The organism is Amycolatopsis pittospori, assembly GCF_013870525.1.
Classification (GTDB): domain Bacteria; phylum Actinomycetota; class Actinomycetes; order Mycobacteriales; family Pseudonocardiaceae; genus Amycolatopsis; species Amycolatopsis pittospori.
The window spans coordinates 11,832-38,321 of the sequence record NZ_JACBXD010000076.1 but is presented as its reverse complement, the minus strand read 5'-3'; the positions used below and the strand labels follow the sequence as shown (position 1 = coordinate 38,321).

Below are 26,490 nucleotides of genomic sequence, written 5' to 3'. Positions count from 1 at the left end.
TTTAATGCTCTCAAAGGAACCTCAAACGAGGTTCAAATACATAAGCTCTACTGGCTTAGTTCACTAGCACACTGTTGAGTTCTCAAGCAACACGCTTTGTTTCAAAGCGATATTCACAAGCTTTTGGTCGAGCATGCCGAATCCTACGTTGTTAGTCGTAGGGGGTCGGCGGCCGCTCGTGGGCCGACGCTGAACATTACCTGGTCCGTTTCGCGGTGTCAACCCGCTCGGCCCTGGTTCCTGACCTGGGGCTTCTCGGCCCCGGCGGCCCGGTGTTCCTGGCGACGAAGAGAAGATTACATGCCCCGGAACCCCCCGAAAACAGGGGGGTCACTTAACGACATCGCCGCAGGTCAGCCGGTACGAACCTCCGTCATCCGACGGTCTTCAGGTAGCGAGGCGGTTTGCGGGCCGGGACGACTCGCTCGAAGTCGGCCGCGTAGGCGAGCACTCGGGCGTCCGTCCACTGCCCCGCCATGAACGAGATCCCGACCGGGAGCTCGCCGACGAACCCGGCCGGCACGGTGACGGCCGGGTACCCCGAGACCGCGGCGGGCGTCGACGACGGGATCACGTCGTTGTCGCCGGTCTTGCAGTCGGTCTTCCAGGCGGGCGGGTTCGTGGGCGCGGCGATCGCGTCGAGGCGGTACTTGGCGAGCGTCTCGTCGATCGAACGTTTCGCGAGGTCGGTCAGCTCACGGCGCATGGCCAGGTAGCCGGGGTCGGTCGGGCCGGGGGCGGCGAGTGCCTGCTCGAAGAGTTCCTGCCCGGCGAAGCAGGTCTGCTCCAGCGGGTCGGACCGGTTGTAGGCGATCAGCGCGGCGAGGTCTCGCGGGCCTTCCGGGCGCGTGGCCAGGTAGCGGTCGATGTCGCGGTGGAACTCGGTGAGCAGTGCCGGGAACTCCAATTCCCCGAGCCGAGCCTGATAGGGCGGAGTGACCTCGACGACCTCGGCACCGGCCTTGACCAGCGCGTTCTTGGTTCGGAGGACGACGGCGTCGACGTCCGGGCCGAGTACCGGCAGGCGCCAGACACCGATGCGCGAGCCCTTCAGGGCGCCGGGCCGCAGGTGCGCCGCGTAGTCGGTGGGCTGGTTCGGCGGGTACGCGCCGGTGGCGGGGTCGCTCGGGTCGCGGCCCTGCAGGGCGGACAGAGTGAGCGCGACGTCGACGACGTGCCTGGCCATCGGGCCGGCGGTGTCCTGCTCGGCCGAGATCGGCACCACGCCTGTCCGGCTCACCAGGCCGAGGCTCGGTTTGTGCCCCACGGTGGAGGTCATCCCGGCCGGGCAGACGATCGAGCCGTCGGTCTCGCTGCCGATCGCGACCTGGGCGAGCGTCGCGGCGACTCCGGCGGCGGAGCCTGCGGACGACCCACAAGGATTGCGATCGAGTACGTACGGGTTGTTCGTCTGCCCACCGACGCCCGACCACCCGGAAGTGGGTTTGGCGGCGCGGAAGTTCGCCCATTCGGACAGGTTGGCCTTGCCGAGGAGTACCGCGCCCGCGTCACGCAGACGGCGGAGCAGGGTCGCGTCTTTCGCGGGCTTGCTGCGCAGGGCACGGGAGCCGGCGGTCGTCTGCATCGACCGGCTGTCGACGTTGTCCTTCACCAGGATCGGGATGCCGTCGAGCGGTCCGCGCGTCTTGCCGTGGCGACGTCGGGAGTCACTCTCCGCGGCCTGCGCGAGCGCGGCCGGATTGACCGCGATGACCGCGTTCACCTTGCGGTCGACGGTGCGGACGCGATCGAGATAAGCCGAGGTCAGACCGACGGCAGTGAGGCGCCCGGACGACATCCTGGCCTGGAGCGACGGGATGTCCGCGGCGTCGAGATCGAAGGGTTTGCCGGTGGCGGACGCCGCGGGTGCGGTACTCGCCGTGATGGTCACGGCGACCAGTGTCGTCAGGATTCGGAACACCGGTCGCCGCACCATCAGGTCTCCTTCTAGAGCACCGGAAGCAGGGTCCGCAGTTCGTACGGGGTCACCGCACTGCGGTAGTTATCCCATTCAACACGTTTGTTGCGCAGGAAGAAGTCGTAAACGTGCTCCCCGAGCGCTTCGGGCAGAAGTTCCGATTTCTCCATCTCGGACAGGGCCTCGCCGAGGTTCTGCGGGAGCTGGGCGTACCCGGCCGCGCGGCGCTCGGCATCCGAAAGCTGCCAGATGTTGTCCTCGGCGGGAGGCGGCAGTTCGTAGCCCTTTTCGATGCCCTTGAGGCCGGCGGCCAGGATGACCGAGTAAGCCAGGTAGGGGTTGCAGGCCGAGTCGAGCGTGCGGATCTCCACCCGGCGTGACGACGCCTTGCCGGGCGAGTACATCGGGACCCGGACCAGCGCGGAGCGGTTCGCCCGGCCCCACGAGACGGTTGTCGGGGCCTCACTGCCGCTGATCAGCCGTTTGTAGGAGTTCACCCACTGGTTGGTGACCGCCGAGATCTCCTTCGCGTGGTGCAACAGCCCCGCCACGAAAGCTTTACCTGTCGCCGACAGCTCGTACGGGTCTTCGGCGTCGTAGAAGGCGTTGCGATCACCCTCGAACAGGCTCACGTGGGTGTGCATCCCCGAGCCCGGCTGGTTGGTGAACGGCTTCGGCATGAACGTGGCGCGGACACCCTGGGTGAGCGCCACCTCCTTGACGACGTAACGGAAGGTCATCACGTTGTCGGCCATGGTCAGCGCGTCGGCGTACCTGAGGTCGATCTCCTGCTGACCGGGCGCACCCTCGTGGTGGCTGAACTCGACCGAGATCCCCATCGCCTCGAGCGTCTCGATGGCGTGGCGGCGGAAGTGCGTCGCCGTCGCGTGACTGGCCTGGTCGAAGTAGCCGCCGTTGTCCGCGGGCTCGGGCTCACTGCCGTCGTCCGGCAGGTTCTCGAGCAGGAAGAACTCGATCTCCGGGTGGACGTAGCAGGTGAAGCCTGCTTCGCCCGCCTTCGAGAGCTGCCTGCGCAGGACGTGCCGGGGGTCCGCCCAGGACGGGGAGCCGTCCGGCATCGCGATGTCGCAGAACATGCGCGCCGAATACGGTCCGCCGTCCGGAGTCTCCCAGGGCAGCACCTGGAACGTGGCCGGGTCGGGCTTCGCGACCATGTCGGACTCGTAGACCCGCGCGAATCCTTCGATGGCCGATCCGTCGAAGCCGATCCCTTCGGTGAAAGCGCCCTCGAGCTCGGCGGGCGCCACCGCGACGGACTTGAGAAACCCCAGCACGTCGGTGAACCAGAGCCTGACGAAACGGATGTCGCGCTCTTCCAAGGTACGGAGCACGAACTCCTGCTGGCGATCCATGGCCGCACCCTAACGAGAACGTGTTAACGACATGTTTCGCGACGCGCCGTTCGACCGGAAGTGGTGGGTCACCCCACCAGAACCGGGTCGGGTTTGGCCGCCTTCGAGATCGCCAGCGAGGCGACCGAAGCGAGCACGGCGAGTACCGCGGCGATGTACCAGGCGGGCGCGTAGCTCCCGGAGATGTCGCGGATCGCGCCGGCGCCGAAGGCCGCGATACCGGCCCCGAGCTGGTGACTCGCGAACACCCAGCCGAAGACGATCGGGCCGGCAGCGCCGAATTGGCGGACGCAGAGCGCGACCGTGGGCGGAACCGTGGCCACCCAATCGAGGCCGTAGAAGATGATGAACGCCCACATGCTCGGTTCCACCGATCCGCTCAGCAACTGCGGGAGCAGGGCGAGCGAAACGCCTCGAAGGGCGTAGTAGACGCCGAGAAGGATGCGCGGATCCACCCGGTCGGTGAGCCAGCCGGAGGCGATCGTGCCGACGACGTCGAAGATCCCGACCAGGGCGAGCAGGCCCGCCGCGGTGGTCTGCGGCATGCCGTGATCGTGCGCCGCGGGGACGAAGTGGGTGCTGACCAGGCCGTTCGTGGTGGCGCCGCAGATCGCGAAGCCGGCCGCGAGCAGCCAGAACGTCCTCGTGCGCGCGGCCGTGCCGAGGACTGAAAGCGCTCGACGGGCGGATCCACCCTTACGGACTGGCGGGGCGACTTCGCCGGGTTCGGCGCCGTAAGCGGTCGTTCCGACGTCGGACGGATGATCACGGACCACCAAGAGAACGACGGGGACGACGGCGAGGGCGGCGATGGCGATCACGAGCGAAGCCGTCCGCCAGCCTTCGTCAATGGCCAGGTTCGCCACGATCGGGAGAAAGATCAGCTGGCCGGTGGCGCCCGCCGCGGTCAGGACGCCGGTGACGACGCCGCGGCTGCGGACGAACCAGCGGGCGGCGACCGTCGCGGCGAAGCTCATCGCCATCGAGCCGGTCCCGACGCCGACCAGGACACCCCAGCAGAGGATGAGCTGCCAGCTCGCACTCATGAAGACCGTGCCGCCGGCGCCGATCGCGACCACGAACAGCGCCGTCGAGGCGACCCGGCGCATGCCGAAGCGCTCCATCAGGGCGGCGGCGAAGGGCGAGAAGAGGCCGTAGAGCACGAGGTTCACGGAGACGGCTGACGCGATCGTCGCGCGCGACCAGCCGAACTCGTCGTGGAGCGGGTCGATGAGCACGCCGGGGGCCGCGCGAAAACCGGCAGCGGCGAGGAGGGCGACGAACGCGGCTCCGGCGACGAACCACGCGCGGTGGAGCCGGGGCGAACGGGTTTCAAGTTCCACGGGAACAGAGTCATCGCCGGTGGCTCCCAGCGGAAGCGGCTGGAAGGACACTGTGCGAAAGATTCGGGCCAAGGCCATAGGCTCTGGCCATGCGCTGCCGTCACCTCGTGCCGGCGCTGCTGCTCACGATCGGGCTCATCGGCGGCTGCGCGGGATCTCCCCCGTTGCCCGCTGCCCCGGAACTCGTGAGCGCGGCGGCCGACTCCCTCGTCTCGATGCGCAGCGTGCGGTTCACGCTCGGAGTGAACGGCGTCGTCACCGGGCTACCTGTGCGAGGGCTCGACGGCGAAATCAGTCTTGAGGGTGGCGCGGTCGGGAATGCCGATCTGCAGGATGACTTCGAGCGGGTGAAGGTCAAGTACCGGCTGTCCGGCGACGAGATCATGCTCAGCGGGCCCGGTGTGGAGCGGGTGATTCCGGCTTCGGCGCCTTACACACCCGAAGCGATGCTCGGGGCCGACGGCGGGCTACGGCGGCTGCTGCTCGGCGCGACCGATCTGCGGGGCGAGCGGTGGGAGCGGGTGCAGGACACCGAGTCGATCCGGATCGGCGCGAAGGTGCCGGCCGCGGTGATCGGCGGGATCGTGCCGGAGATCCGGTCGGACGTGTTCGTGAAGCTGTGGATTTCGAAGGCCGCGCCGCGGCGGCTGATGCGGGTGTGGGTGCAGGTGCCGCCGACGAAGCCGGAGGAGTTCGCGGTGATGCTGGAACTGGCGTTGACCGGGCATGACGCGGTCGTCGTCGGGGACGGGCGATAGCAAAGGTCCCTTGCTCCCCCGCTAGGTGCAGCGGGTGCCGGGGGCGGGTAGGTCGCCGTCGATCAGGTAGGCGAAGCCGGCTTTGTCGACGCACTCGTTGCCGTCTAGGAAGACGGTGTGCTGAGCGCCTTCAAAGGTGAGTAAAGCTCCCTTGAGGTCCTTCGCGAGGTTCACGCCAGACGCGTACGGGGTCGCAGGGTCGTTCGTGGTCGAGATGATCAGCGGCTGCGGCAGGCCCTCGATGTCCGGCTTGTGGACCTCCGAGGTCGCGGGCACGGGCCAGACCGAGCAGATGTCCAGCTCGCTCATGTCGGGTGTGCCCCCGGCGAGGAACGGCGCGCCCTGGAGCATCCGCTCGTGGGCGCCTTCGATGACGCGCCGGTCGGTGATCCGGGTGCTGTCGACGCAGCGCACCGCGAAATAGACGTCGATGATCCCCTCGTAGCGGCCGTCCGGCTCGCGGCCGTAGTAGTTGTCGGCGAGCGCGACCAGGGTCTTGCCGCTCCCCCGCTTGAGCTCGGCGAATCCGTCGTTGAGGAACTTCCACGCGTCCTGTGAATACAGCGCGGCGCTGGTGCCGGTGATGGCGTCCTCGAACGAGAGTTCGCGGTTCGCGGCGGGCACCGGTTTGGTGATCAGGGGCTGGACCAGGTCCTGGAACGCCTTCGTCATCGCGTCCGCCTGGCGGCCGAGCGCGCAGTCCGTGCGCGCCGCGCACCACTTGCCGAATTCGGCGAACGTGTTCTGAAAGCCGGCCATCTGCGTGACCAGCGATTCGGCGGTGTCCAGTTCGGGATCGATCGCGCCGTCGAGGAGCAGCGCCCGCACCTTGTCCGGGTAAGCCTCGGCATAGGCGGTGCCGATCTGCGTGCCGTACGAGTAGCCCAGGTAGGTGAGCTTTTCGTCGCCGAGAGTCGCGCGCAGGACGTCGAGATCGCGAACGACGTCCCTCGTCCCGATGTTGGCGAGCATCTCCTGACCGTGCTTCGTGCGCTCAGCGCACTTCGCGCTGTACGCCTTCGCGTCGGCGAGTTGCTTCGCGACGCCGCCCGAGGTCATGTCGCTTTCGGAATCTTCCGCGCGGTCCGCGTCGCGTTCGGGGTCGGTGAGGCAGACGAGCTTCGGTTCGCTGGTCCCGACGCCACGCGGATCGAAGCCGACGACGTCGAATCGACCAGCGAGCGTTGCCGCGGGCGGCGACTTCGCGATGCGCGCCGCGGCCGCGACCCCCGAACCGCCGGGCCCACCGGGGTTGACCACGAGCGAGCCGATCCGCTGGTCCGCCTTCTTCGCCTTGTGCCTGAGCACGCCGATCGCGATGGTCTCGCCATCCGGCTTCAGGTAATCGAGCGGGACGGTGAGCTTCGCGCAGTCGTACGCCTTATCGGCGAAAGCGCGCTTCGCCGACTGTGAGTCCGCGAAGGGCGTGCACGAACCCCATGCGAGCTTCTGCCCGGTGAACTTCTCGAGCGCCTTCGGGTCCGGAGTCGGCGACGCCGAGGTCGTCGGGGCCGGCACGGGTGTCGACGGCGCGGGTTGCGGCTCCTGCGTCGTGCACGAAGCGACCAGGACGGCGACGGCGAGCACGGCCGGGACGCGGCGAAGGCTCATCTCGCGATCTTCGCAGCGTCCCGGCCGGTCACGGGGTGTTCGCGCCGAACTCGTTACCTGGCGGCGCAGCGCGTGCCTTCGTCGGGCACGGTGCCGTCCACCAGGTATTTGATGCCGATCTGGTCGACGCACGGAACGCCCTGCAGGAACACCGTGTGCTGGTTCCCCTCGAAGGTGAGCAAAGCTCCCTTGATCGCTTTCGCCAGGTTGACGCCCGCTTGGTAGGGCGTCGCCGGGTCGTTGGTCGTCGAGATGACCAGCGTCTTCGGCAGGCCTTCGACGTTGGGCAAATGCGGCTCGGAGGTATTCGGCACCGGCCAGAAGGCGCAGGAGTCGCGCGCGGAACCGTCCGGCTTGCCGTCGTCGAGGAACGGCGCGGCCTGCGCGTACCGCTTCTGGGCGTCGAGGATCTTCGCCGGATCGGTGACCCGCGGGTCGTCTACGCACCGGATCGCGACGAACGCGTCCTGGGTCGTTCCGTAGCGGCCGTCGGCGCCGCGCTCGTTGTACAAGTCGGCAAGTTCTTCCAGACCGTCGCCGCGCTGACGCTTCAGTTCGTTGAGCGCACTGTTCAGCCGCTCCCAGAGATCCTCCTGGTAGAGGGCCTGGATCACGCCGGTGGTCGCGTCCTCGTACGACAGTTTCCGGCCGTCGCTGACCGGAACCGGGAAGTCGATGAGCGGCCGGACCAGGTCCTGGAACGCCTTCGTCACGCCCGCGGCGTCGCGTCCGAGAGCGCAGTCCTCCCGCGCGGCGCACCAGGCGGAGAACTCCTCGAACGCCTTGCCGAAGCCCTGCCCCTGCGCGACCAGCGATTCCACCGAGTCCTGTTCCGGGTCGACGGCCCCGTCGAGCACCAGGGCACGGACGTTCGTCGGGAACGCCTCGGCGTAGGCGGATCCGATCCGCGTCCCGTACGAGTAGCCGATGTAGTTCAGCTTCGGGTCACCGAGGACCGAACGCAGGACGTCCATGTCCTTGACGACGTCGCGGGTGCCCACGTTCGCGAGCATCGAGGCGCCGTGTTCGGTCCGTTCGGCGCACTTGGCCGCGAAGTCCTGGGACTCGGTCTCCTGCTTTTTCACTCCCTCGGGTGACCCGTCCGTTTCGCCGTCGTCCGCGCGGTCCGCGTCGCGTTCCGCGTCGGACAGGCAGCGGATCTGCGGCTGGCTCGCGCCGATGCCGCGGGGGTCGAAACCGACCATGTCGAAGCGTTTCCCCAGCTCGTTGGTCGAGGTCCGGGAGGCCAGGCCCGCCGCGGCCGTCATGCCGGAGGCGCCGGGGCCACCGGGGTTGACCACGAGCGACCCAATCCTTTCGTCGGTTTCGAGCGCCTTTCGGCGCAGCAGGCCGAGCGTGATCGAGTCGCCTTCAGGTTTCGCGTAGTCGAGCGGGACGGTCAGCCGGGCGCACTGTGCGTCCTTCACTCGAAACGCCGCTTTTGCGTCATCGGATGTCGCGTAGGGTGCACAGTCGGCCCAGGTCAGACTCTGTCCGTAGAACTTCTCCAGTCCTGCGGGCACCTGTCCGGTCGGAGCGTGCGACTCGGTCACCGGCGCGGGCGGCTGGGTTCTACCCTCTCCCGACGAGCACGCGGCGAGGGTGACCGCGAGCAGGCCGGACAGCGAGATCGCGACGAATCGGCGGGCACGGGACCTGGCGCTGACATGAGTGGACACGGTTGGATCGTGCCATCGGCCGTGGAACTCGGCCGCACCACCACTGCGTTGGTGGTACGGGTGCGGACGGCATGAGGAACAGACGGGAGCACAGGGGTGGCAGCACTGATCAGCCGGGTGGGCAAGAAGCTGCGCCGGATCATCCAGCGGCCGGGCAGCGTCGAGCTGACCCGCTACGAAGCGCTGCTGCCGGCCATCGAGAAGCTCGAGCCCGAGTTGGAGAAGCTTTCCGACGAGGAGCTGACAGAGCGGGCCGGCAAGCTTCGCGAAGCCACGTCCTTCGGCAACGACCAGCTGGTCGAGGTCTGCGCGCTGGGCCGTGAGGCCGCGCGGCGGGCGCTGGGCGAGCGAGCCTTCGATGTCCAGCTGCTGGGCACGATGGGCCTGCTCAGCGGGCATATCGTGCAGATGGAGACCGGTGAGGGCAAGACGCTGGCCGGCGCGCTGGCCGGCGCCGGATACGCGCTGCGCGGCAAGCACGTCCACGTCGTCACGGTGAACGACTACCTCGCCCGCCGTGACGCGGAGTGGATGGGACCGATCTACGACCTGCTCGGCGTGTCCGTCGGCTGGATCGAGCCGGCCCACTCGCGCGACGAGCGCCGCGAGGCCTACGCGAAAGAAGTCACGTACGGCGCTGTCAGCGAGATCGGCTTCGATGTGCTGCGCGACCGCCTGGTGACCCGCGAAGAGGACCTGGTCCAGCGGGATCCCGAGGTGGCGATCGTCGACGAGGCGGACTCCGTGCTGGTCGACGAGGCCCGCGTGCCGCTGGTGATGGCGGGGTCGATCGACCACACCGACGCCGACGAAGAGGTCGCGAACATCGTCCGGCGGCTGCGGCTCGGTCTGCACTACGAGACCGACGCCGACGGCCGCAACGCCTGGCTGACCAAGGCAGGCGCGTCGGTGGTCGAGAAGGCTCTCGGCGACGACATCAACCTCTACGACGACACCGGCTCCGACCGGCTGCCCGCGGTGAACGTGGCTCTGCACGCGCACGCGCTGCTCACCCGCGACGTCGACTACCTGGTGCGCGACGGCAAGGTGCAGCTGATCAACGCCGCGCGCGGCCGGGTCGCCGAACTGCAGCGCTGGCCCGACGGCCTGCAGGCCGCGGTCGAGGCGAAGGAGCAGGTCAAGGCGACCGACCGGGGCGAGATCCTCGACTCGATCACCGTGCAGGCGCTGCTCGCGCGCTACCCCGAGGTCGCGGGCATGACCGGTACCGCCGTCGCGGTCGCCGAACAGCTGCGCGAGTTCTACAAGCTCGAGGTCGCGGTCATCCCGCCGAACACGCCGAACATCCGCGAGGACCAGGAAGACCGGATCTTCGGGTCGCCGTCGCAGAAGCTGCGCGCGATCGAGGAGGAGATCCGGCGGGTGCACGAGAGCGGGCGACCGATCCTGGTCGGCACCCAGGACGTCGCCGAGTCCGAAGAGCTGGCGGAAAAGCTGGCGAAGGTCGAGCTCGAATGCGTCGTGCTCAACGCGCGCAACGACGCCGAGGAAGCGGCCATCATCGCCGACGCCGGCAAGAAGGGCGCTGTCACCGTTTCGACCCAGATGGCCGGTCGCGGTACCGACATCCGGCTCGGCGGCAAGGACGGCGACGGACGCGACGAGGTCGTCGAACTGGGCGGCCTGCACGTGATCGGCACCGCCCGTTACCCGTCGAGCAGGCTGGACGGGCAGCTGCGCGGCCGGTCCGGGCGGCAGGGTGACCCGGGCAGTGCGGTGTTCTTCGCCAGCCTGAACGACGAACTCGTGCTGTCGAACGCGCCGGACGTGCCCGAGGGCATCGGTTCCGACGTGGGCAGCGGGGAGATCACCGACCCGGCGGCGCTGCGGCAGATCAACCACGCGCAGCGCGTCGCCGAGGGTGTCGACCTGGAGATCCACCGGAACACCTGGCGCTACACGCGGCTGATCGAGCGGCAGCGCGGCGAGCTGCTGGAGCACCGGGACAAGGTGCTGCGGACGGCGCACGCGGCGGAGGTGCTGGAGAAGGCGCAGCCCGAGAAGTTCAAGGAGCTGTCGGAGAAGGTCGACGACGAGGCTCGCGTCGAACAGTTGTGCCGGGAGGTGCTGCTGTTCCACATCGACCAGCTGTGGTCGGACCACCTGGCGTTCCTGACCGACGTGCGGGAGAGCATCCACCTGCGGGCGCTGGCGCGGGAGACGCCGATCGACGAGTTCCACCGCGCGGCGATCCCGGAGTTCCACAAGATCATCCCGGGGGCGGCCGAGCGGTCGGCGAAGACGCTCGAAGAAGCCGAGATCACCGATGACGGGATCGATCTCGGCGACGCGGGCGTGCGACGGGCGAACACGACGTGGACCTACCTGGTGCACGACAACCCGTTCGACTCCGACTTCGAGCAGACCATCAAGAAGGTGCGGAGCATGATCAAGCGGAAGTAGCGCTCGGTCCTGTCGCGACAGCGGGGGACCTTTGCTATCACTCTCTTCGGGAAAGTGACAGCAAAGGTCCCCCGCTCTCTTTTTCGACGGATCCGCAGGTCAGTGCCCAGGTGATAGCAAAGGTCCCTTGCTCCCCCGGCGGCGGTCGAGACCCAGGTGGGCGATTCGGCACATCCGCTCGTCCCCGCGGACGCCGGTGGGTGAGAATGTCGGCATGCCGCAACTGCGCATCGCACTGGCCCAGGTCAACACCACCGTCGGGGACCTCGAGGGCAACGCCGAGCTCACCGTCGAATGGACCCGCAAGGCCGCCGAAGCAGGCGCCCACATCGTGGTCTTCCCGGAGATGTCCCTCACCGGTTATCCCGTCGAGGATCTCTCCCTGCGCCCCACCTTCGCCTCCGCCTCGAAGCAGATGGTCGAAGCGCTCGCCCGCCGCCTCGACGAGGCGGGCTGCGGCGAGGTGCTCACCTACATCGGGTACCTCGACCTCGACGAGACCGGACCGCGCGACGCGGCGGCGGCGCTGTACCGCGGTGAAGTGGTCGCGCGCCAGTTCAAGCACCACCTGCCCAACTACGGCGTCTTCGACGAGCACCGGTGGTTCAAACCGGGCCAAGACCTCGAGATCGTCCGCTTCCACGGCGTCGACGTGGGCATGGTGATCTGCGAGGACGTCTGGCAGGACGGCGGCCCGATCTCCGCGCTGGGCAAGGCCGGGGTCGACCTCGTGGTCGCGCCCAACGCTTCGCCGTACGAGCGCGCGAAGGACGACATCCGTCTCCCTCTGATCGCGCGCCGCGCGGCCGAGGCCGGAGCACCGCTGGTCTACACGAACCAGGTCGGCGGCCAGGACGACCTCGTCTTCGACGGCGACTCGATCGTGGTCGGCGCCGACGGCAAGCTTCTGGCTCGCGCGCCGCAGTTCGTCGAGCACCTGCTCGTCGTCGACATGGATCCGGCCGCGGGCGGGCACACCGCCGAGGGCGAGTTCGAGGGCTTGCGCGTCAAGCGCCGTGTGCTCAGCGAAGAACCGGTTCCGACGTACGCCCCGCTCACCGAGTCGGCGATCAGCGAGCCTCTGTCGGACGAGGCCGAGGTGTGGCACGCGCTCGTCGTCGGCCTGCGCGACTACGTGCACAAGAACGGCTTCTCGTCGGTGACGTTCGGTTTCTCCGGCGGCATCGACTCGGCGGTCGTGGCGGCGCTCGCCGCGGACGCGCTCGGCGGCGACAACGTCTACGGCGTCTCGATGCCTTCGGAGTACTCATCGGAGCACTCGAAGGGCGACGCCGCGGAGCTCGCCCGCCGCATCGGCGCGCACTACCGCGTCGAGCCGATCGCCGACATGGTCAAGGTCTACGTGGAGCAGCTTCAGCTGACCGGGCTCGCCGAGGAGAACATCCAGGCGCGCGTGCGCGGCATGCTGCTGATGGCACTGTCCAATCTGGACGGTCACCTGGTACTCGCCACCGGCAACAAGACCGAGCTCGCCGTCGGCTATTCGACGATCTACGGCGACGCCGTCGGTGCTTTCGCGCCGATCAAGGACCTGTTCAAGACGCATGTCTGGCATCTGGCCAAATGGCGCAACGCCGAAGCGGAGAAGAACGGCGAAACCCCGCCCATCCCGGAGAATTCGATCACCAAACCGCCGTCGGCCGAGTTGCGGCCAGGTCAGCTGGACAGCGACTCGCTGCCCGACTACCTGATGCTCGACGACATCCTCGACGACTACATCGAGGGTGATCGCGGGTACGTCGACCTGGTCGACGCGGGCTTCGAGCCGGAGACCATCGATCGCGTCGTGCGCATGGTCGACAAGGCCGAATACAAGCGCCGCCAGTACCCGCCGGGCACCAAGATCACGTTCAAGGCGTTCGGGCGGGACCGGCGGCTGCCGATGACCAACGGCTGGCGCGAAGGCACCGTCGTGGCCCGCTCAGCTCAGCGCGACCTGCTTCCCCGCTGAGTTCTGGAGCACGGCCACCAGGCCGGGCGTCGCGTCACGCCGGACGAGCATGTCCATCCCGAGCGCCCGGACCGCGGATTCCACCGCGGCCGGCTCGGGGTGGACCCCGGTGACCAGCAGCAGCGGGATCGACGGGAGCCCCCGCGTCGTCGGATGCGGGGTGCTGCCCCAGTCGATGAGGAACGGCGCGAGCCCGTCGAGGCCGCCAGCACCGGTCAGGCGCCAGGAGAGCACTTCGCCGTCGTCGGTGGTGCGCGACATCTCGAAGGCATCCCCCGGGTCGTAGCCGCTTTCGCGTGCTTCGGCGATCGCCGCGTCGATGCCGTCCACGCGTGCGGCCCAGGTGACCAGGGCGGGCTCGGTCAGCTCGTCGACACCGAACGGGCGCGGCCCGGTGTGCCCGGATTGCTCCGGGTCGGGCCCGACCACCTCGAGATAAGCGCCGGCACCGAGATCGGCCAGATAATTGGCCGTGCCGAACCCGACATGCCTGCCTCCGCGTACGGGCGTGACGCCGGTCAGGTCGGCGACGCGCGCGACAGCCTCCTCGAGATTCGGCCCGGCGTAGACGAGGTGATCAAGCACGAGGTCGCTCATGCCCATAGTCCTATCGCAGCCGCCGCTTCCAGGACACGGCAGTGGGGCGTTGTCGCCCGAAAAGCGGCGAAGCCGAAACTGTCGGACCGGTCTCGTACCCTGAGCGGCATGACGGCACCGGGCTACGCCGTGTTCGGCACCGCGATCGGCGACTGCGGCATCGCGTGGAACGAACGCGGGGTCATCGCGGTCCAGCTACCCGAGGGCAGCGCGGAAAAGACCAGGACACGGCTCACCGCACGCCTGCCGGAAGCGGTCGAGTCCACGCCGCCGGACGAAGTGCGGCGTGCGATCGACGGCGTCGTGTCGTTGATGGACGGCGAGCGCACGGACCTCACCGGCGTCGAACTCGACTACGAGGGCGTGCCGGAGTTCCACCACCGGGTCTACGAGTTCATCCGCTCGATCCCGGCGGGGAAGACGTTGACCTACGGCGACATCGCGAACATCCTCGGCATGCCCGGCGGCGCGCAGGCCGTGGGGCAGGCGATGGGGCGCAACCCGTTCCCGATCATCGTTCCGTGCCACCGGGTGCTGGCCGCGGGTGGCAAGGACGGCGGGTTCTCCGCGCGCGGCGGGGTCGCCACCAAGCGCCGGATGCTGGTCATCGAAGGCGCTTTGGCGGACGAACCGACGTTGTTCTAGCCGTTCTGAGCCGGCGACCAGGGCTTGAGCCACGGCGTCTCCGGCCAGCCCTCCGCGGCGGCCATCAGCGGAACGGCCGTCGCGCCGTCGATGTGCTCACGGATGATGTCGGCGTGCCCGGCGTGCCGCGCGGTCTCTTCGATCATGTGGAGCAGGACCCAGCGGACCGACCACGCGTCGACGTCCTGCGGGTACCACGGCACACCCTGCGGCACCGGCACCGGCTGGCCGAGGTCCGCGATTCCGGCGATGACATCCGCGGTACGGCGGGCGACCTCGTCGTAGCGCGCGAAGACACCCTCGATCGTCTCGTCCGGCGTCATCACGTAGCCGGCCTCGTAGTCCTTCATCGTCTCTTCCATCGGCTTCGAGGGCTTCTGGAGAATGATGTCGATCCAGCCGTCTTCGACGAACGCGGTGTGCTTGATCAGGCCGCCGACGCTCAGTGAGCTTCTGGTCGGGACGGCTCTGACCTGTTCCTCGGTGAGGCCGTGTGCGGCGATGCGCAGGACGTGGCGCTGCTGCTCGAGGTAGGCGAGGAGACCTTCGCGCTCGTCGGCGACCGGGGGGACGTTTCCAGCCATGGTGGCTCCTTCCATCGGGAAGGGGATCATGACATCCGGCGTCGGCGCCCCGCGGCAAATTCGGCGGGGAAGGCCCGGGAAGAGAGCAAGGGACCTTTGCTATCGCTTTGGGTCGTGCTCTGTCCGTGAAGGCCTCCTTCCCTACCGTGAGGGTAGGGAAGGAGGCCTTCACGAACGTTCGGGCTGAGCGCTTGGAGCAAGGCGGGACGTCGAGGAGGTGGGCGTGGAGCGGTCAAGGCCCGCCAGGCGTGACAGGCCCAAGAAGAGAGCAAGGGACCTTTGCTACCACTTTCCAAAAGAGAGTGGCAGCAAAGGTCCCTTGCTCCTCACGTGGGGTGGCTCAGGCGGCGTCGTCCAGCTTCGCCCGCTGCTCCTCGGTGAGGGTGATGTCGACGGCTTCGAGGCTTTCGTTCAGCTGGGCGACCGAAGAGGCGCCGACGAGCGGGATGACCGGGACGTCGCCGCCGATCATCCACGCGAGCACGACCTGGTTCAGGGTCGCGTCGATCTCCTTCGCGACCTCGCGCAGCGCGGCGAGGCGGTTCGGGGTGCCCGGGTGGTCGTAGTCGAATTCCAGCGGCTTGTCCTCGCGGACGTACGCGCCGGACAGCAGCGGCGAGTACGCGACGAGCCACAGACCGGGGTTCTCGTTCAGGTAGGTGAGCGTCTCACCGGTGACGAACCCGTTGGCGCCTTCGGGCGAGCGCCGGGCCGGGCGGTCGGTGCGCGCGCGGAGGTAGGTGTGCTGGTACTGCAGCACGTCGTAACCCGGCAGCCCCTTCGCGGCGGAGTGGGCGCGGCTGCGTTCCACCTTCCACAGGAAGTGGTTGCACACGCCCAGCAGGCCGACCGAACCGTCGGCGACGACCTGCGCGAAGCCCTCGGCGGTCTCTTCGAGCGGAACCGACCGGTCCTCGACGTGCGCGTAGAGCAGGTCGAGTTTGTCGACGCCGAGGTTTTCCCGGCTGCGGTCGACGGCTTCCTTGATCGCCTTCGGCGAGAGGCCTTCGATGTTCTCGAACTTGCCGGTGTCGGCGAAGCTCATGCCCGCGGTCTTCGCCCGCGCACCCATCTTGGTGGCGATGGTGACCTCACCGCCGATGCCGCGGTCCGCGCGCCACCGGCCGAGCAGCGCCTCGCTCTCGCCGCCCTGGGTGCCGTTGTGCCAGAACGCGTAGTTGTTCGCGGTGTCGACGAACGAACCGCCCGCCTCGACGAACCGGTCGAGGATCGCGAACGACGTCTCCTCGTCGACGCCGGTGCCGAACGGCATCGCCCCCAGTGCCAGCGCGCTCACTTCGCGCCGCGTGTCCGGGTTCAGGCCGATCGTGCGAAATTTCATGGGTCCCATCACTTCCTGCAGGTCACGGTTGGCGAGCGATCAGGTGCTCACACAACGCTATCGGAACGAATCGCGTTCTGGATCAGATTCATCACGGCTTCCCCGGAATCGACCACGTACATGTGTTCGCCGGGGAGTTCGACGGCTGCGAATCCGGCGGAGGTGAACGCCGCCCATTCGCGGATGTCTTCCACGGCAACCAGTTCGTCGCCGGTGCCGCGCAACGCCGTGATCGGCACGGCGAGGGGTTCGGTGGTGCTCGGGACGTAGTTCTCGTGCATGGTCACGTCCGCGCGCAACGCCGGGAGCAGCAGTTCACGCAGATCCGGGTGGTACAGCGCCTGATCGACATGCCCGGAAAGAACCTGGACCTGCGCGAGGAAAGCGTCGTCGTCTTCCCGGACGGACGCGCGGATCTCGTGCGGCCGTTCGGTACTGGGTCCGGGCGACCCACTGACGAACAGATGCCGGACGGACACCGAAGGCGCCAGCCGGTGCGCGAGTTCGTAGGCGAGGACGGCGCCGACGCTGTGCCCGAAAAGCACCACGTCCTGCCCGTCGGCCACGTCGGCCAGATCTTCGACGAACGCGTCCACGGCGTCCTTCACCGTGCGATACGGCTCGACGTCGATCAGCCGTTCCCGGCCGGGCAGCCGCATCGGCACGACTTCGAGACCGTCGGTGGCGAAGGCCGACCACGGGTGGAAGAACGCCGCGCCGCTGCCGCCGAAAGGCAGGCACACCAACAAGGTCATCGCGGCAGCTTCCGGTCGTACCGGATCGGCAGCCGTTCGAGTCCGCGGCTCGCCGAGTTGTCGAACCGCCACGGCAGATCCTCCGGCGCCACGGCGAGACTCAGCCCGGGCAGCCGCCGCAACAGTGTCGTGAACGCGACAGCGCCCTCGACCCGCGAAAGCGGGGCGCCGGGGCAGAAGTGCACGTTGACCCCGAACGAGAGGTGCCGGTTCGGTTTGCGCGTGATGTCCAGCTTTTCCGGATCCTCGAACACCTCCGGATCGTGGTTGGCCGAGTTGATCAGCAGGTGGACGACGCTCTCCTTGCCGATCCGCTGTCCGCACAGCTCCAGGTCCTCGGCCGCGAACCGCTGCGGCGCACGGTAAACCGGACCTTCGAAGCGCAGGAACTCCTCGATCGCCGTCGCCACCAGGTCCGGGTCGTTCTTCAGCATCGCGAACTGGTCCGGATGCCGCAGCAGCGCCTGCATCCCGTTGCCGACCAGGTTCGCGGTGGTCTTGTGACCGGCGATGATCAGGAGGATCAGTGTGGAGACGATCTCCTCGTCGCTGTAGGCCTCGTCGGCGTCGGCCGTCTTCAGGATGACGCTGACCAGGTCCTCGCGCAGATCCGCGCGCCGCTCGGCCATCAGGTCCAGCAGGTACTTCTCGACGTCGTCGCTGACCTGCTTGAGCCGGCGGTTGCCTTCCTCGTCGAGGTACGGCGCGTTGCTGAGCACCATTCCCCAGTCGTGCAGCAGCGGCCAGTCCTGGATGCGGACGCCGAGGAATTCGCAGATCACCCGCATCGGCAACTGCAGCGCGAAGTCGTTGTAGAGATCGGCGACGCCTTCGTCGGGCAACGCGTCGATCAGGTCGTCGGTGATCTCCTGGATCCGCGGGCGCAGTTCGTTCATCCGCCGCGGCACGAACGCGTTGCCGACCAGTTTGCGCAGCCGGGTGTGCTTCGGCGGGTCGGCGGTGAGCATGTTCTTGATCAGGATCGGGCTGCTCTGTTCGAGCGCCTCCCGGAACCAGCCCGGCGCGTGGTCGACGCTCTTCGACAGCCGGCGGTCGGCGAATCCCTTGCTCACCGTTTCGTAGTCGGCGATGACGTACGCCTCGGAGTTCGGCGGGTATTCGATCTGCCGCACCGGGCAGGTGCCCCGGACCTCGGCGTATCCCTCGTACGGGTTCGGGCCGGGGTGGGTGCAGAACTCGGCGGGAAGCGGGGCGGAGGTCTGCTCAGGGGTTTCCAGACTCATTTTCCATCCTCCGAAGTCGTTTGCTTGGCGAGTTCTTCAGGGGCGGGCAGGGTGCGGATCCGCTTGCTGAGGGTGGGGAGGGCGAACAGGGTCCCGGCGACGGCCATGAAGACGAAGACCCACGTCGGCCCGGCCAGGTCGAAGATCGCGCCGACGGCGAAGATGCCGATCGGCTGGGCGATCATGCCGACGAACATCACCGCGCCGATGACGCGGCCCTGCAGGTTGTCCGGGACGAGCGCGGCGATGTAGCCGTAGATCAGGGCGCCGACGACACCGGCGCGCAGGAAGATGCAGGCGACGATGATGCCCAGCGGCAACGTGCCGGGGACGAAGGTCAGCAGCACCGCGGCGACCGGGCCGATCCAGATGGCGTAGGCCATGATCACCGGCGGGCGAACGTACTTCAGGACGATCCCGGCCAGCAGCGCGCCGGTCAGTCCGCCGCCGCCCGCGATGGCGAGCGTCGTCCCGATCAGGGCTTCCGACGCGCCGCGGTCCTGGGCGGTGGCGATCAGGGCGAGGAACATCCCGGAGTGGTTGAAGGCCATGTTCGACCCCATCGCCCACAGCACCAGAGTCAGGATGATCGGCTGCTTGACGATGAACTTGAAGCCGTCGAGCATGCTGCCCTTGGGCGCGGCCTTGGTTTCGACGGTCCGCGGTGCCTGGGTCGGTTTCTTGACCAGCACCAGGATCAGCGCGGACGCGAGGAACGAGAGCGCGGCCGCGAAGAACGGCAGTGCCCGGGCGAGGGCGAAGAGCGCACCGCCGACGGGCGGGCCGGCGACCGTCGCGCCGAAGAACCGGATCTGGTTCTGCGCGGTCGCCTGCGTCAGTTGCGACGCGGGCACCAGCTGTTTGATCGCCGCCATCCCGGCCGGGTTGGACACGCCGAGGCAGGCGGCGGACAGGATCACGATGGCGAAGGTGAGCCAGATGTTGACGCCGTCGCTCATCACCAGCACCGCGAACAACGTCAGCAGCGCCAACCGCGCCAGATCGCAGACGATCATGATCAGTTTGCGGTTGAACCGGTCGGTCAGGCTGCCGCCCGGCAGGGACATCACCCCGGCCACCACCAGTTGCACCGCGCCGACAGCACCGGCGTAGGTCGCCGATCCGGTGGTCGCGAGGATCAGCAGCGGGTACGCGATCTCCGCCGCTTCCTTGCCGAAGGCGGCGAAGAACTGACTGATCCACATGGCCTGGAAATCACGGTTGCGGAAGAGCGGCTTCTCCCGGACCGGGGGTTCCGGCGCCGCCGTGACGGTGGGTTGACTCGTCGCTGTGGATTCAGCCGACATGATCCATCCTCTCGGCGCCCGCGAGAGCGCCGTGCAGTTCGCGGGCGAGGGCGCCCACATGGGGTTGCGTGAGCAGTGACCAGTGATCGCCGGGGGTGGTGAGCACCTGAACTCCGCCGCCGTACAGCGGGGCGAGACGAGCTCGGAGCCTTGCGGCCCCTCGCCGGTCCGAACCCGCCCGGAACACCAAGGCCCTGGCGGGAACGAAAGGGGGCCGGTACGGCACGAGCGCGCGTGCCTTGCCCAGCAACTGGGTGCGCAACGCGGGATTACGCCGCACCTCGCGGCCGACGACGCCGAACCCGAAGGCCGCGTCGACCAGGGTCCGCCCGTGGCTCAGCAGGAAATCGGGGTGGACGGCCATCGGCAGATCACGCCGTCCCTGCACGAAACCGTCGAGGCCGATCACCGTGTCGACGTCGTGGCCTCGCCGGATCAGCTGCCGTGCGACCTCGTGCGCCAGCACCGCACCGAACGACCAGCCACCGAGGACGTATGGCCCGGACGGCTGTGTCCGCAGGACCGCGTCGACGTAGTGGGTGGCGATCGTGTCGATGCTTTTCTCTTGGGTGACCGCGATTTCGAGCCCGTACACCGGCCGCGATCCCGCCAGTTCCTCGGCGAGCGCGCGATAACTGAGCGCACTGCCGGCGGAATCCGCGATGAGCATCAGCGGGCGCCCAGGACCGTCTTCGTGGAAGGTGACGACGTCGACGGCGTGCCGCGGCCCCGAATCCGTCGTACGTTCCGCGACGAGCCGTGACAGGCGGCCGAAGGTGGCTTCCTCGTCGAACTCGGCCACCGGCACGGACGCGCCGGTGCGCTCACGGATCTTCGACATCAGGTTCACCGCCATCAGCGATTCACCGCCGAAGGCGTAGAAGTCGTCCGCAGCGTCCACCGAGGGAACACCGAGCGCGGCGCACCACAGTTGCTCCACCGTGGACTCACCGGGTCTGTCCATAGTGGATTTGGCCGGTGCCGGCCTCCGGCGCGCGGCAGCGAGTTCCGGTGCCTCGTCACTGAAGGGATAAGTCGGCAGCGAGACCGGGTGACCGGATTTCTCCAGCAGCCCGGTGACGGCGTCCGCACCGCGTTCCCACAGTGAACCGAGCGCTCGCAGCACACCGCGTTCGCCGTCCTCGGCCCGTCCCAAGAGCGGCACGGTGACATGGCCTGGCTTCCAGCCCGCGTGACGGCGAAGTGTGGCCAGCATGGAAGTTCCCGGCCCGAGTTCGAGGAAGGTGTCGCAGTCGGACGCGAGCAGGGTGCCCGCGCAGGCCTCCAGCAGGACCGGACTGCGCAACTGCCCGGCCCAGTATTCGGGGCCACGTAACGACTCCGGATCCGCCCAGTCACCCGAGGTGTTGGACACCAGCCGGATCCGCGGCACCGAGTTCGGCGCGGCGGCGACGGCTTCGGCCAGTTTGTCCGCAGCGGGATTCATCAGCGTGCTGTGGAAGGCGCGCGGGATGTCGAGGATCCGGACGTCGAGCCCGGCGAGGGTGTCGCCGTCGAGCAGCCGGGTCATCTCCGCTTCCGGACCCGAGACGACGACGCGGCCTGGACCGCGCACGGCCGGCGAAAGTTCGCCGAACCCGTCGCGTACCAAGCGATTCGCGAGGTCGTCCGCATCGGCGCCGACGGCGGCCATCCGGCCGGGACGCGTGGCCAGCATCGCGGAAGCCCGCAGGTGGACGAGATCCACGGCGTCCGGCAGCGCCCAGACGCCGGCCAGCGCGGCGGGCGCGTACTCGCCGATGCTGTTGCCGAGCATGGCGGACGGCCGGATCCCGAGCTCGAAAAGCTGTTTGCCCAGCGCGTAGCCGACGGCGAACAGCCCGACCTGATGCGGCACGAGTTGGGAGAACCAGGCCGGATCGGCGTCCTCGGCGACGATCGGTGAAAGGTCGAGTCCGTGCCGTTCCCTTACGAGGTCACGGATTTCGTCGAAACCGTCCCGGAATCCGGGCAGCAGCCGGTGGGCCGCCGCACCTGCAGGATGGGTCAGCAGGCCGTGCCCGGGGAAGACGAACGCGACCTTGTCGAGCGTTCCGGGCACGGACGCCCCCGGCGCGGCGAGCAGGGCGGCAGCCTCGGCGGTGTCGTCCGCGACGACGGTCTGCCGGTGCTGGTAGACGCGGCGCGACGCCAGGGTGGCGGCGACCTCGGGCAGGTTCAGGTCCGGTGTGGTGCGCAGATGCTCGGCGAGGTTCGCGCGCATCCGGCCGAGGGCTTCCGGCGCCGCCGCGGACAAAGTCAGCACGCGACGTCCGCCGCGCACGGGCGATGCCGTCTTGGTCGGCGCCTCTTCGAGGATCACGTGTGCGTTGGTGCCGCCGACACCGAAAGAGCTGACGCCGGCGAGCCTGCCTTCGCGACCGGTCCACGGTTCCGTGCGCGTGCTCACCACGAACGGCGTGGAGTCCAGCTCCAGCAAGGGATTCGGTCGGCTGAAGTGCACCGACGGCACCAGTTCCCGATACCGCAGCATGAGCACGGCCTTGATCAGGCCCGCGACACCGGCGGCGGATCCGGTGTGGCCGAGGTTGCTCTTGACCGCGCCGAGCCGGCACCAGCCGACGGCGTCGGTCTCCGCCTGGAAGACGTCGGTGAGCGCCTGGACCTCGATCGGGTCACCGATCCGGGTGCCGGTGCCGTGCGCCTCCAGGTACCCGATGTCGCGCGGGTCGACGCCGGCCAGTTGCTGCGCGTAGCGGATGAGTTCGCTTTGTCCCTCGACCGAAGGCGCGGTGTAACCCATCTTCTCCGCGCCATCGTTGTTGATCGCCGAACCGCGGATCACCGCGAGCACGCGGTCTCCGTCGCGCCGCGCGTCGGCCAGCCGCTTGAGCACGACCACGCCGACGCCTTCACTCGGGACGGTGCCGCCCGCCTGTTCGTCGAACGTGCGGCAATGTCCGTCCGGGGACAGGATCCCGCCGGGTTCGTGCAGGTAGCCGCGTTCGCCGTCGCCGATGACCGCGACACCGCCCGCGAGCGCGAGGTCGCATTCGTCGCCACGCAGGCTCGCGGCCGCCATGTGCACGGCGGTCAGCGAGGTGGAGCACGCCGTCTGGACGGTGACCGCGGGGCCGCGGAGGCCGAGTTTGTAGGCCACTCGCGTCGCCAGGAAGTCGGGCCCGAGCCCGATGTAACGTGCGAGCTCGCCGAGTTCGCCGTCCGGCTCGGCGGTGACCTGGTCGGCCCCGCCGTACACGCCGATCCAGCCGGGGAAGCGGGCCGGGTCGACGGCCGCGTCGTCGAGCGCCGCCACCACGCATTCCAGGAAGACCCGCTGCTGCGGATCGATACTCGCCGCTTCCGCCCGGCTGTAGCCGAAGTAGGTCCAGTCGAACCCGCGGGTCCCGGTCAGCAGGCCCATCGCCGGGACGAATTCCGGGCGCCGCACCAGATCCGGGTCACCGCCGCCGGCGAGGATGTCCTCCGGATCCAGCCGGCTGATGCCCTCCGCTCCCCCGCGCAGCAACGACCAGAACCGGCCGAGGTCGGGTGCGCCCGGATAGCGGCACGCCATGCCGATGACGGCGATCGGCTCCTGTTTGGCCGCGGTCATGACGCGCTCGCGAGCAGTTTGCCCAAGCCTTCCGGCGTCGGGTCGCGCAGGAAGTCACGGACCTTGAGGATCGCCCCGGTCCGTTCCTTGGCCAGCGTCACCAGCCGGATGGCCGCCATCGAATTCCCGCCGACGGTGAAGAAATCGGTCTCCGGGGTGATCGCCTCACCCGGTTCGCCGATCGCCTCGGTGAACATCGCGATCGCCGGGCCGAGGTCGTTCTCCCGTTTCGGGGCGGCGGTCGCCGGGACGGCGATCGCGGCCAGGGCGCGGCGGTCGACCTTTCCGTTGCCCGTCACCGGGATCCGCTCGACCAGCGCCCACAGCGTCGGGACCATGTAGGTCGGCAACCGTCCTGAAAGGACATCGCGCAGCTCCGCGGTACCGAAGGTGGTGCCGGGTACCGGGACGACAGCGGCCATCAACCGCTTCTCCGCGCTGTCCCCGTCGGTGACCGCGACGACGGCGTCCTGCACGCGCGGGTCCGCGGTGAGCGCGTCGCTGATCGCGGACAGTTCGACGCGGTAGCCGCGCAGCTTCACCTGGTCGTCGCGACGGCCGAGGTACCGGACCCGGCCCCGCGTGTCGATGCGCACCAGATCCCCGGTGCGGTACAGGCGTTCCGGTACGTCCGGCGAGAACTCGCCGAACGCGCGAGCGGTTTCCGCCTCGTCGCCGAGATAGCCGTCGGCGAGGCCGAGTCCGCTGGTGTACAGCTCGCCGACCGCACCCGGCGGCACGATCCGATGGCGTGAGTCCAGGACGTACACCCGCGTCCCGGGCAACGGCGTGCCGATCGGCAGCGGACCGTCGACCTCGTCGGCGTCGGTCACCGAATACGTCGTGGTGAAGGTGGTGTTCTCGGTCGGCCCGTAGCCGTTGGTGATGACCAGGCCGGGGAATCGCCGCAGCACCCGGGCGACGTGTTCGTGCGGTACGACGTCGCCGCCGGAGAGCAGTTGCCGCAGTCCGGCGAACGCGTCACCCGCGAACTCCTCGACCAGGCGGAACAGGCCGGCGGTGAGCCAGGCGACGGTGACTTCGTTGTCCAGCAGGAATTCGCCGAGTTCGGTGGGCGTCGGCAGGCCCGCCGGGTAGACCTCGAGCGTGGCCCCGGTCAGCAGCGCGCCCCAAAGCTCCAAAGTGGACGCGTCGAACGCGAGCGGGGAGAGCCGCAGCACCCGCTCTTCCGGGCCGAGCCGGACGTAATCCGCCTCGTGCACCAGCCGGACGATCGCGCGATGCGGAACACAGACGCCTTTCGGCTGTCCGGTCGAGCCGGAGGTGAAGGCGACATACGCGAGCCTGGTCGTGTCCGGATCCACCGGCGGCTCGACGGTTTCCCGCTCATCCCAGGACTGCTCCCAGGAGTCCACCACGAAGATCCCTTGTTCACGAAGGCGTTCGGAATGCCCGGCGGGAACGAGCGCCGCGGTGGGAGCGGCGGACTTCACGATCTTGGCCGAGTGTTCGACAGGAACGTTCAGATCGACACCGACGTAGGCCGCGCCCGCCCAGACGACGCCGAGCACCGCGACGGCTTCGGCGACCGACCGGTCCAGCCCGACGAGCACGCGGTCACCGGGCAGCACACCGGCCAGACGCAGCAGCTGCGCCTGACGTGCGGCGGCCGCGGCGAGTTCGCCGTAGCTCAGCTGGACTTCGCCTTCCCGCACCGCGATCGCGTCCGGGTTCCGGCGCACGACGTCGCGGAAGAGTTCGTCGATCGACGTGGCCGGGAAATCCTCCCGGGTCTGGTTGATGCCGTCGAGCAGCGCCCGCCGCTCCGGCGACAGGCACCGGATCTCCTCGACAGCGACGTCACCGGCGGCGGCGAGCTGTTCGGCAGCGGCCAGGAAGTCGGCGACGAACCCTTCGGCGTCGGCGGAACCGAACACCGCCGTCGCGTATTCGAGATGACCGCCCAGCGCCGGTTCGGACCGGCCGATCAGCAGCGAGAGGTCGAACTGCGCGCCACCACCATGGCCCTCTTCGACGCGCAGCGCGGCGTCCGAGGTCGTGATCCGTTGCGGGACAAGCTGATCATGCATGCCGAACGACACCTGGACCAGCGGGTGACAGCCCAGTGCGCGTTCGACCCCGAGCCGGGTGACCAGTTCGTCGAAGGGCAGGTCGCCCGCGTCGATGCTCTGCCCGAGCGACTGGTGCACCGAACGCAGGTACTCCGCGACGCTCGCGTCTTCGGCGACGTCGATCCGGACCGGGACCAGATTCCCGGCCACCGCCACGAGTTCTTCGAGATCCGCGCTTCCGCGGCCGGTGAGCGGCACGCCGACCAGCAGATGACGCGCCCCGGTCCAGCGGCTCAGTGCCAAACCGAAGGCACCGAGCAGGAACGCGAACGGCGTGATGCCCAGCGCGCGGGCCCGTTCGGAGACCGCCGCGCTCGCGGACGCGCCGAAATCGACCGGTCTCCGCGCGCCCGCCGCGTCCTGGATCGGGGGACGCGGCCGGTCGGACGGGAGTTCCAGGATCGACGGCACCCCGTCGAGGTGCTTGATCCAGAACTCCGCCTGCCGGTCCCATTCCCCGCCGGCGCGGGCTTCCTCTTGATGGCGCAGAAGAACCCGGGGAGACACACCGGGCTCCCCTGCGGTCTCGGTCGCCCCGGTGGCCAGGGCGTCGTACTGTGCGAACACCTCGTTCAGCAGCAGGCCGACCGACCAGCCGTCGAGCACCATATGGTGCGCGACCAGCACGACGGCCTGACCCCCCGCGGTGCCTTCGACCCGCAGGAACCGGTACGCCGGGGCGTCGGCCAGGTCGAACGGGCGCCGTCCGTGCCGGGCCGCGAGCGAACGCACGCGTTCTTCGAACTCTCCCGCTTCCCCGTCCCAGGTATGGATCTCGATCGACGGGGAGTGCGGGTCGAGCACCTCGGGTACGACGTCGTCCCCGTCGCCCCGGTAGACCGTGCGCAGTCCTGGATGCCTGGACACGGTCCGCGCGACAGCACGCTCGAACCGCTCCGGGACCAGCGTCCCGCGCTCCACGAAACAGGTGAAGACCAGGTTGTACGGCGATCCCCCGGTGACCCGCTCGATCAGCCACATACCGCGTTGGGCATGGGAAACCGCTTCGTCCGGAAGTGCTCCCCCGCGGACGTGCCCGCCGACGGGGACGGCGTCGGCGAACACGTCGGCGACCGGGATGTCACTCAGCAGCGCGGCCACCGGGATCCGCAGCCCGAGCTTCTCCTGCGTGATCGCGGCGAGCTTCAGTGCGCGCAGCGAATCCCCGCCGAGGCCGACGAAACTGGTGGTGGCGAAGGTGCCGGCCTCGATGTCCTGGCCGAGGACGGCGGCGGCGTACTCGTTGAACGTCATGGCTCACTCCGGTC

17 protein-coding genes are annotated in these 26,490 nt (G+C 68.8%); 4 read left to right on the top strand and 13 right to left on the bottom strand.

Translation table 11 applies throughout. The features are described 5' to 3' along the window. Positions 1-373: 373 nt before the first annotated feature. The 3 genes from H5J31_RS31175 to H5J31_RS31165 all read right to left on the bottom strand — a co-directional run bounded on the left by H5J31_RS31175 (position 374) and on the right by H5J31_RS31165 (position 4,634). Positions 374-1,936 (bottom strand): amidase, encoded by a 1,563-nt coding sequence (locus H5J31_RS31175; RefSeq protein WP_181776247.1) that lies wholly within the window; start codon positions 1,934-1,936, stop codon positions 374-376. A gap of 11 nt (positions 1,937-1,947) precedes the next feature. Beyond that, entirely contained in the window at positions 1,948-3,291 is a 1,344-nt protein-coding gene (glnA, locus tag H5J31_RS31170) for a type I glutamate--ammonia ligase (protein WP_181776246.1), read from the bottom strand. 68 nt (positions 3,292-3,359) lie between these two features. Then, positions 3,360-4,634, bottom strand: coding sequence for an MFS transporter (locus tag H5J31_RS31165; RefSeq protein WP_181776245.1), 1,275 nt, complete (start codon positions 4,632-4,634; stop codon positions 3,360-3,362). An 89-nt stretch (positions 4,635-4,723) separates the two neighbouring features. Between H5J31_RS31165 and H5J31_RS31160 the strand changes: the two genes are divergently transcribed. Then, entirely contained in the window at positions 4,724-5,392 is a 669-nt protein-coding gene (locus tag H5J31_RS31160) for an LppX_LprAFG lipoprotein (protein ID WP_181776244.1), read from the top strand. Between the two features lie 21 nt (positions 5,393-5,413). Here the strand turns inward: H5J31_RS31160 and H5J31_RS31155 are convergent, their stop codons facing one another. Continuing rightward, positions 5,414-7,003, bottom strand: a complete 1,590-nt coding sequence (locus tag H5J31_RS31155) for an alpha/beta hydrolase (RefSeq protein ID WP_181776243.1) — start codon at positions 7,001-7,003, stop codon at positions 5,414-5,416. Between the two features lie 53 nt (positions 7,004-7,056). Beyond that, entirely contained in the window at positions 7,057-8,634 is a 1,578-nt protein-coding gene (locus H5J31_RS31150) for an alpha/beta hydrolase (protein WP_407925076.1), read from the bottom strand. Positions 8,635-8,778: 144 nt separating this feature from the next. Between H5J31_RS31150 and secA2 the strand changes: the two genes are divergently transcribed. Continuing rightward, positions 8,779-11,106: an accessory Sec system translocase SecA2 gene (gene secA2 / locus H5J31_RS31145; RefSeq protein WP_181776242.1), complete on the top strand. Its 2,328-nt coding sequence runs from the start codon at positions 8,779-8,781 to the stop codon at positions 11,104-11,106. A gap of 214 nt (positions 11,107-11,320) precedes the next feature. Then, on the top strand, positions 11,321-13,078 hold the full coding sequence (locus H5J31_RS31140) for an NAD+ synthase (RefSeq protein WP_181776241.1): 1,758 nt from the start codon (positions 11,321-11,323) through the stop codon (positions 13,076-13,078). On the opposite strand, the gene H5J31_RS31135 is transcribed toward H5J31_RS31140, so the two are convergent. Then, positions 13,049-13,675, bottom strand: a complete 627-nt coding sequence (locus tag H5J31_RS31135; protein WP_181776240.1) for a VOC family protein — start codon at positions 13,673-13,675, stop codon at positions 13,049-13,051. The genes H5J31_RS31140 and H5J31_RS31135 overlap by 30 nt on opposite strands. A gap of 108 nt (positions 13,676-13,783) precedes the next feature. On the opposite strand from H5J31_RS31135, the gene H5J31_RS31130 reads away from it, so the two are divergent. Then, a complete protein-coding gene (locus H5J31_RS31130; RefSeq protein ID WP_181776239.1) occupies positions 13,784-14,320 on the top strand; it encodes a methylated-DNA--[protein]-cysteine S-methyltransferase in 537 nt (178 codons plus the stop codon). On the opposite strand, the gene H5J31_RS31125 is transcribed toward H5J31_RS31130, so the two are convergent. The 7 genes from H5J31_RS31125 to H5J31_RS31095 form a co-directional block, all read right to left on the bottom strand. Continuing rightward, the gene (locus H5J31_RS31125; RefSeq protein ID WP_181776238.1) at positions 14,317-14,904 is read right to left on the bottom strand and encodes a DinB family protein; all 588 of its coding nucleotides are present in this window, start codon (positions 14,902-14,904) and stop codon (positions 14,317-14,319) included. The genes H5J31_RS31130 and H5J31_RS31125 overlap by 4 nt on opposite strands. A 340-nt stretch (positions 14,905-15,244) precedes the next feature. Next, positions 15,245-16,246 carry an aldo/keto reductase gene (locus tag H5J31_RS31120; protein WP_181776237.1) on the bottom strand — a complete coding sequence of 334 codons (1,002 nt, stop codon included), beginning with the start codon at positions 16,244-16,246 and terminating at the stop codon, positions 15,245-15,247. 47 nt (positions 16,247-16,293) lie between these two features. Next, positions 16,294-17,001 (bottom strand): thioesterase II family protein, encoded by a 708-nt coding sequence (locus H5J31_RS31115; protein WP_181776236.1) that lies wholly within the window; start codon positions 16,999-17,001, stop codon positions 16,294-16,296. Further along, entirely contained in the window at positions 16,998-18,245 is a 1,248-nt protein-coding gene (locus H5J31_RS31110) for a cytochrome P450 family protein (protein WP_181776235.1), read from the bottom strand. Before H5J31_RS31110 ends, H5J31_RS31115 begins: the two co-directional genes overlap by 4 nt. Beyond that, positions 18,242-19,552: an MFS transporter gene (locus H5J31_RS31105; protein WP_181776234.1), complete on the bottom strand. Its 1,311-nt coding sequence runs from the start codon at positions 19,550-19,552 to the stop codon at positions 18,242-18,244. Before H5J31_RS31105 ends, H5J31_RS31110 begins: the two co-directional genes overlap by 4 nt. Further along, on the bottom strand, positions 19,542-23,129 hold the full coding sequence (locus H5J31_RS31100) for a type I polyketide synthase (protein WP_181776233.1): 3,588 nt from the start codon (positions 23,127-23,129) through the stop codon (positions 19,542-19,544). The genes H5J31_RS31105 and H5J31_RS31100 overlap by 11 nt, the downstream gene beginning before the upstream one ends. Next, positions 23,126-26,476: a non-ribosomal peptide synthetase gene (locus tag H5J31_RS31095; RefSeq protein ID WP_181776232.1), complete on the bottom strand. Its 3,351-nt coding sequence runs from the start codon at positions 26,474-26,476 to the stop codon at positions 23,126-23,128. The genes H5J31_RS31100 and H5J31_RS31095 overlap by 4 nt, the downstream gene beginning before the upstream one ends. Positions 26,477-26,490: the final 14 nt, after the last annotated feature.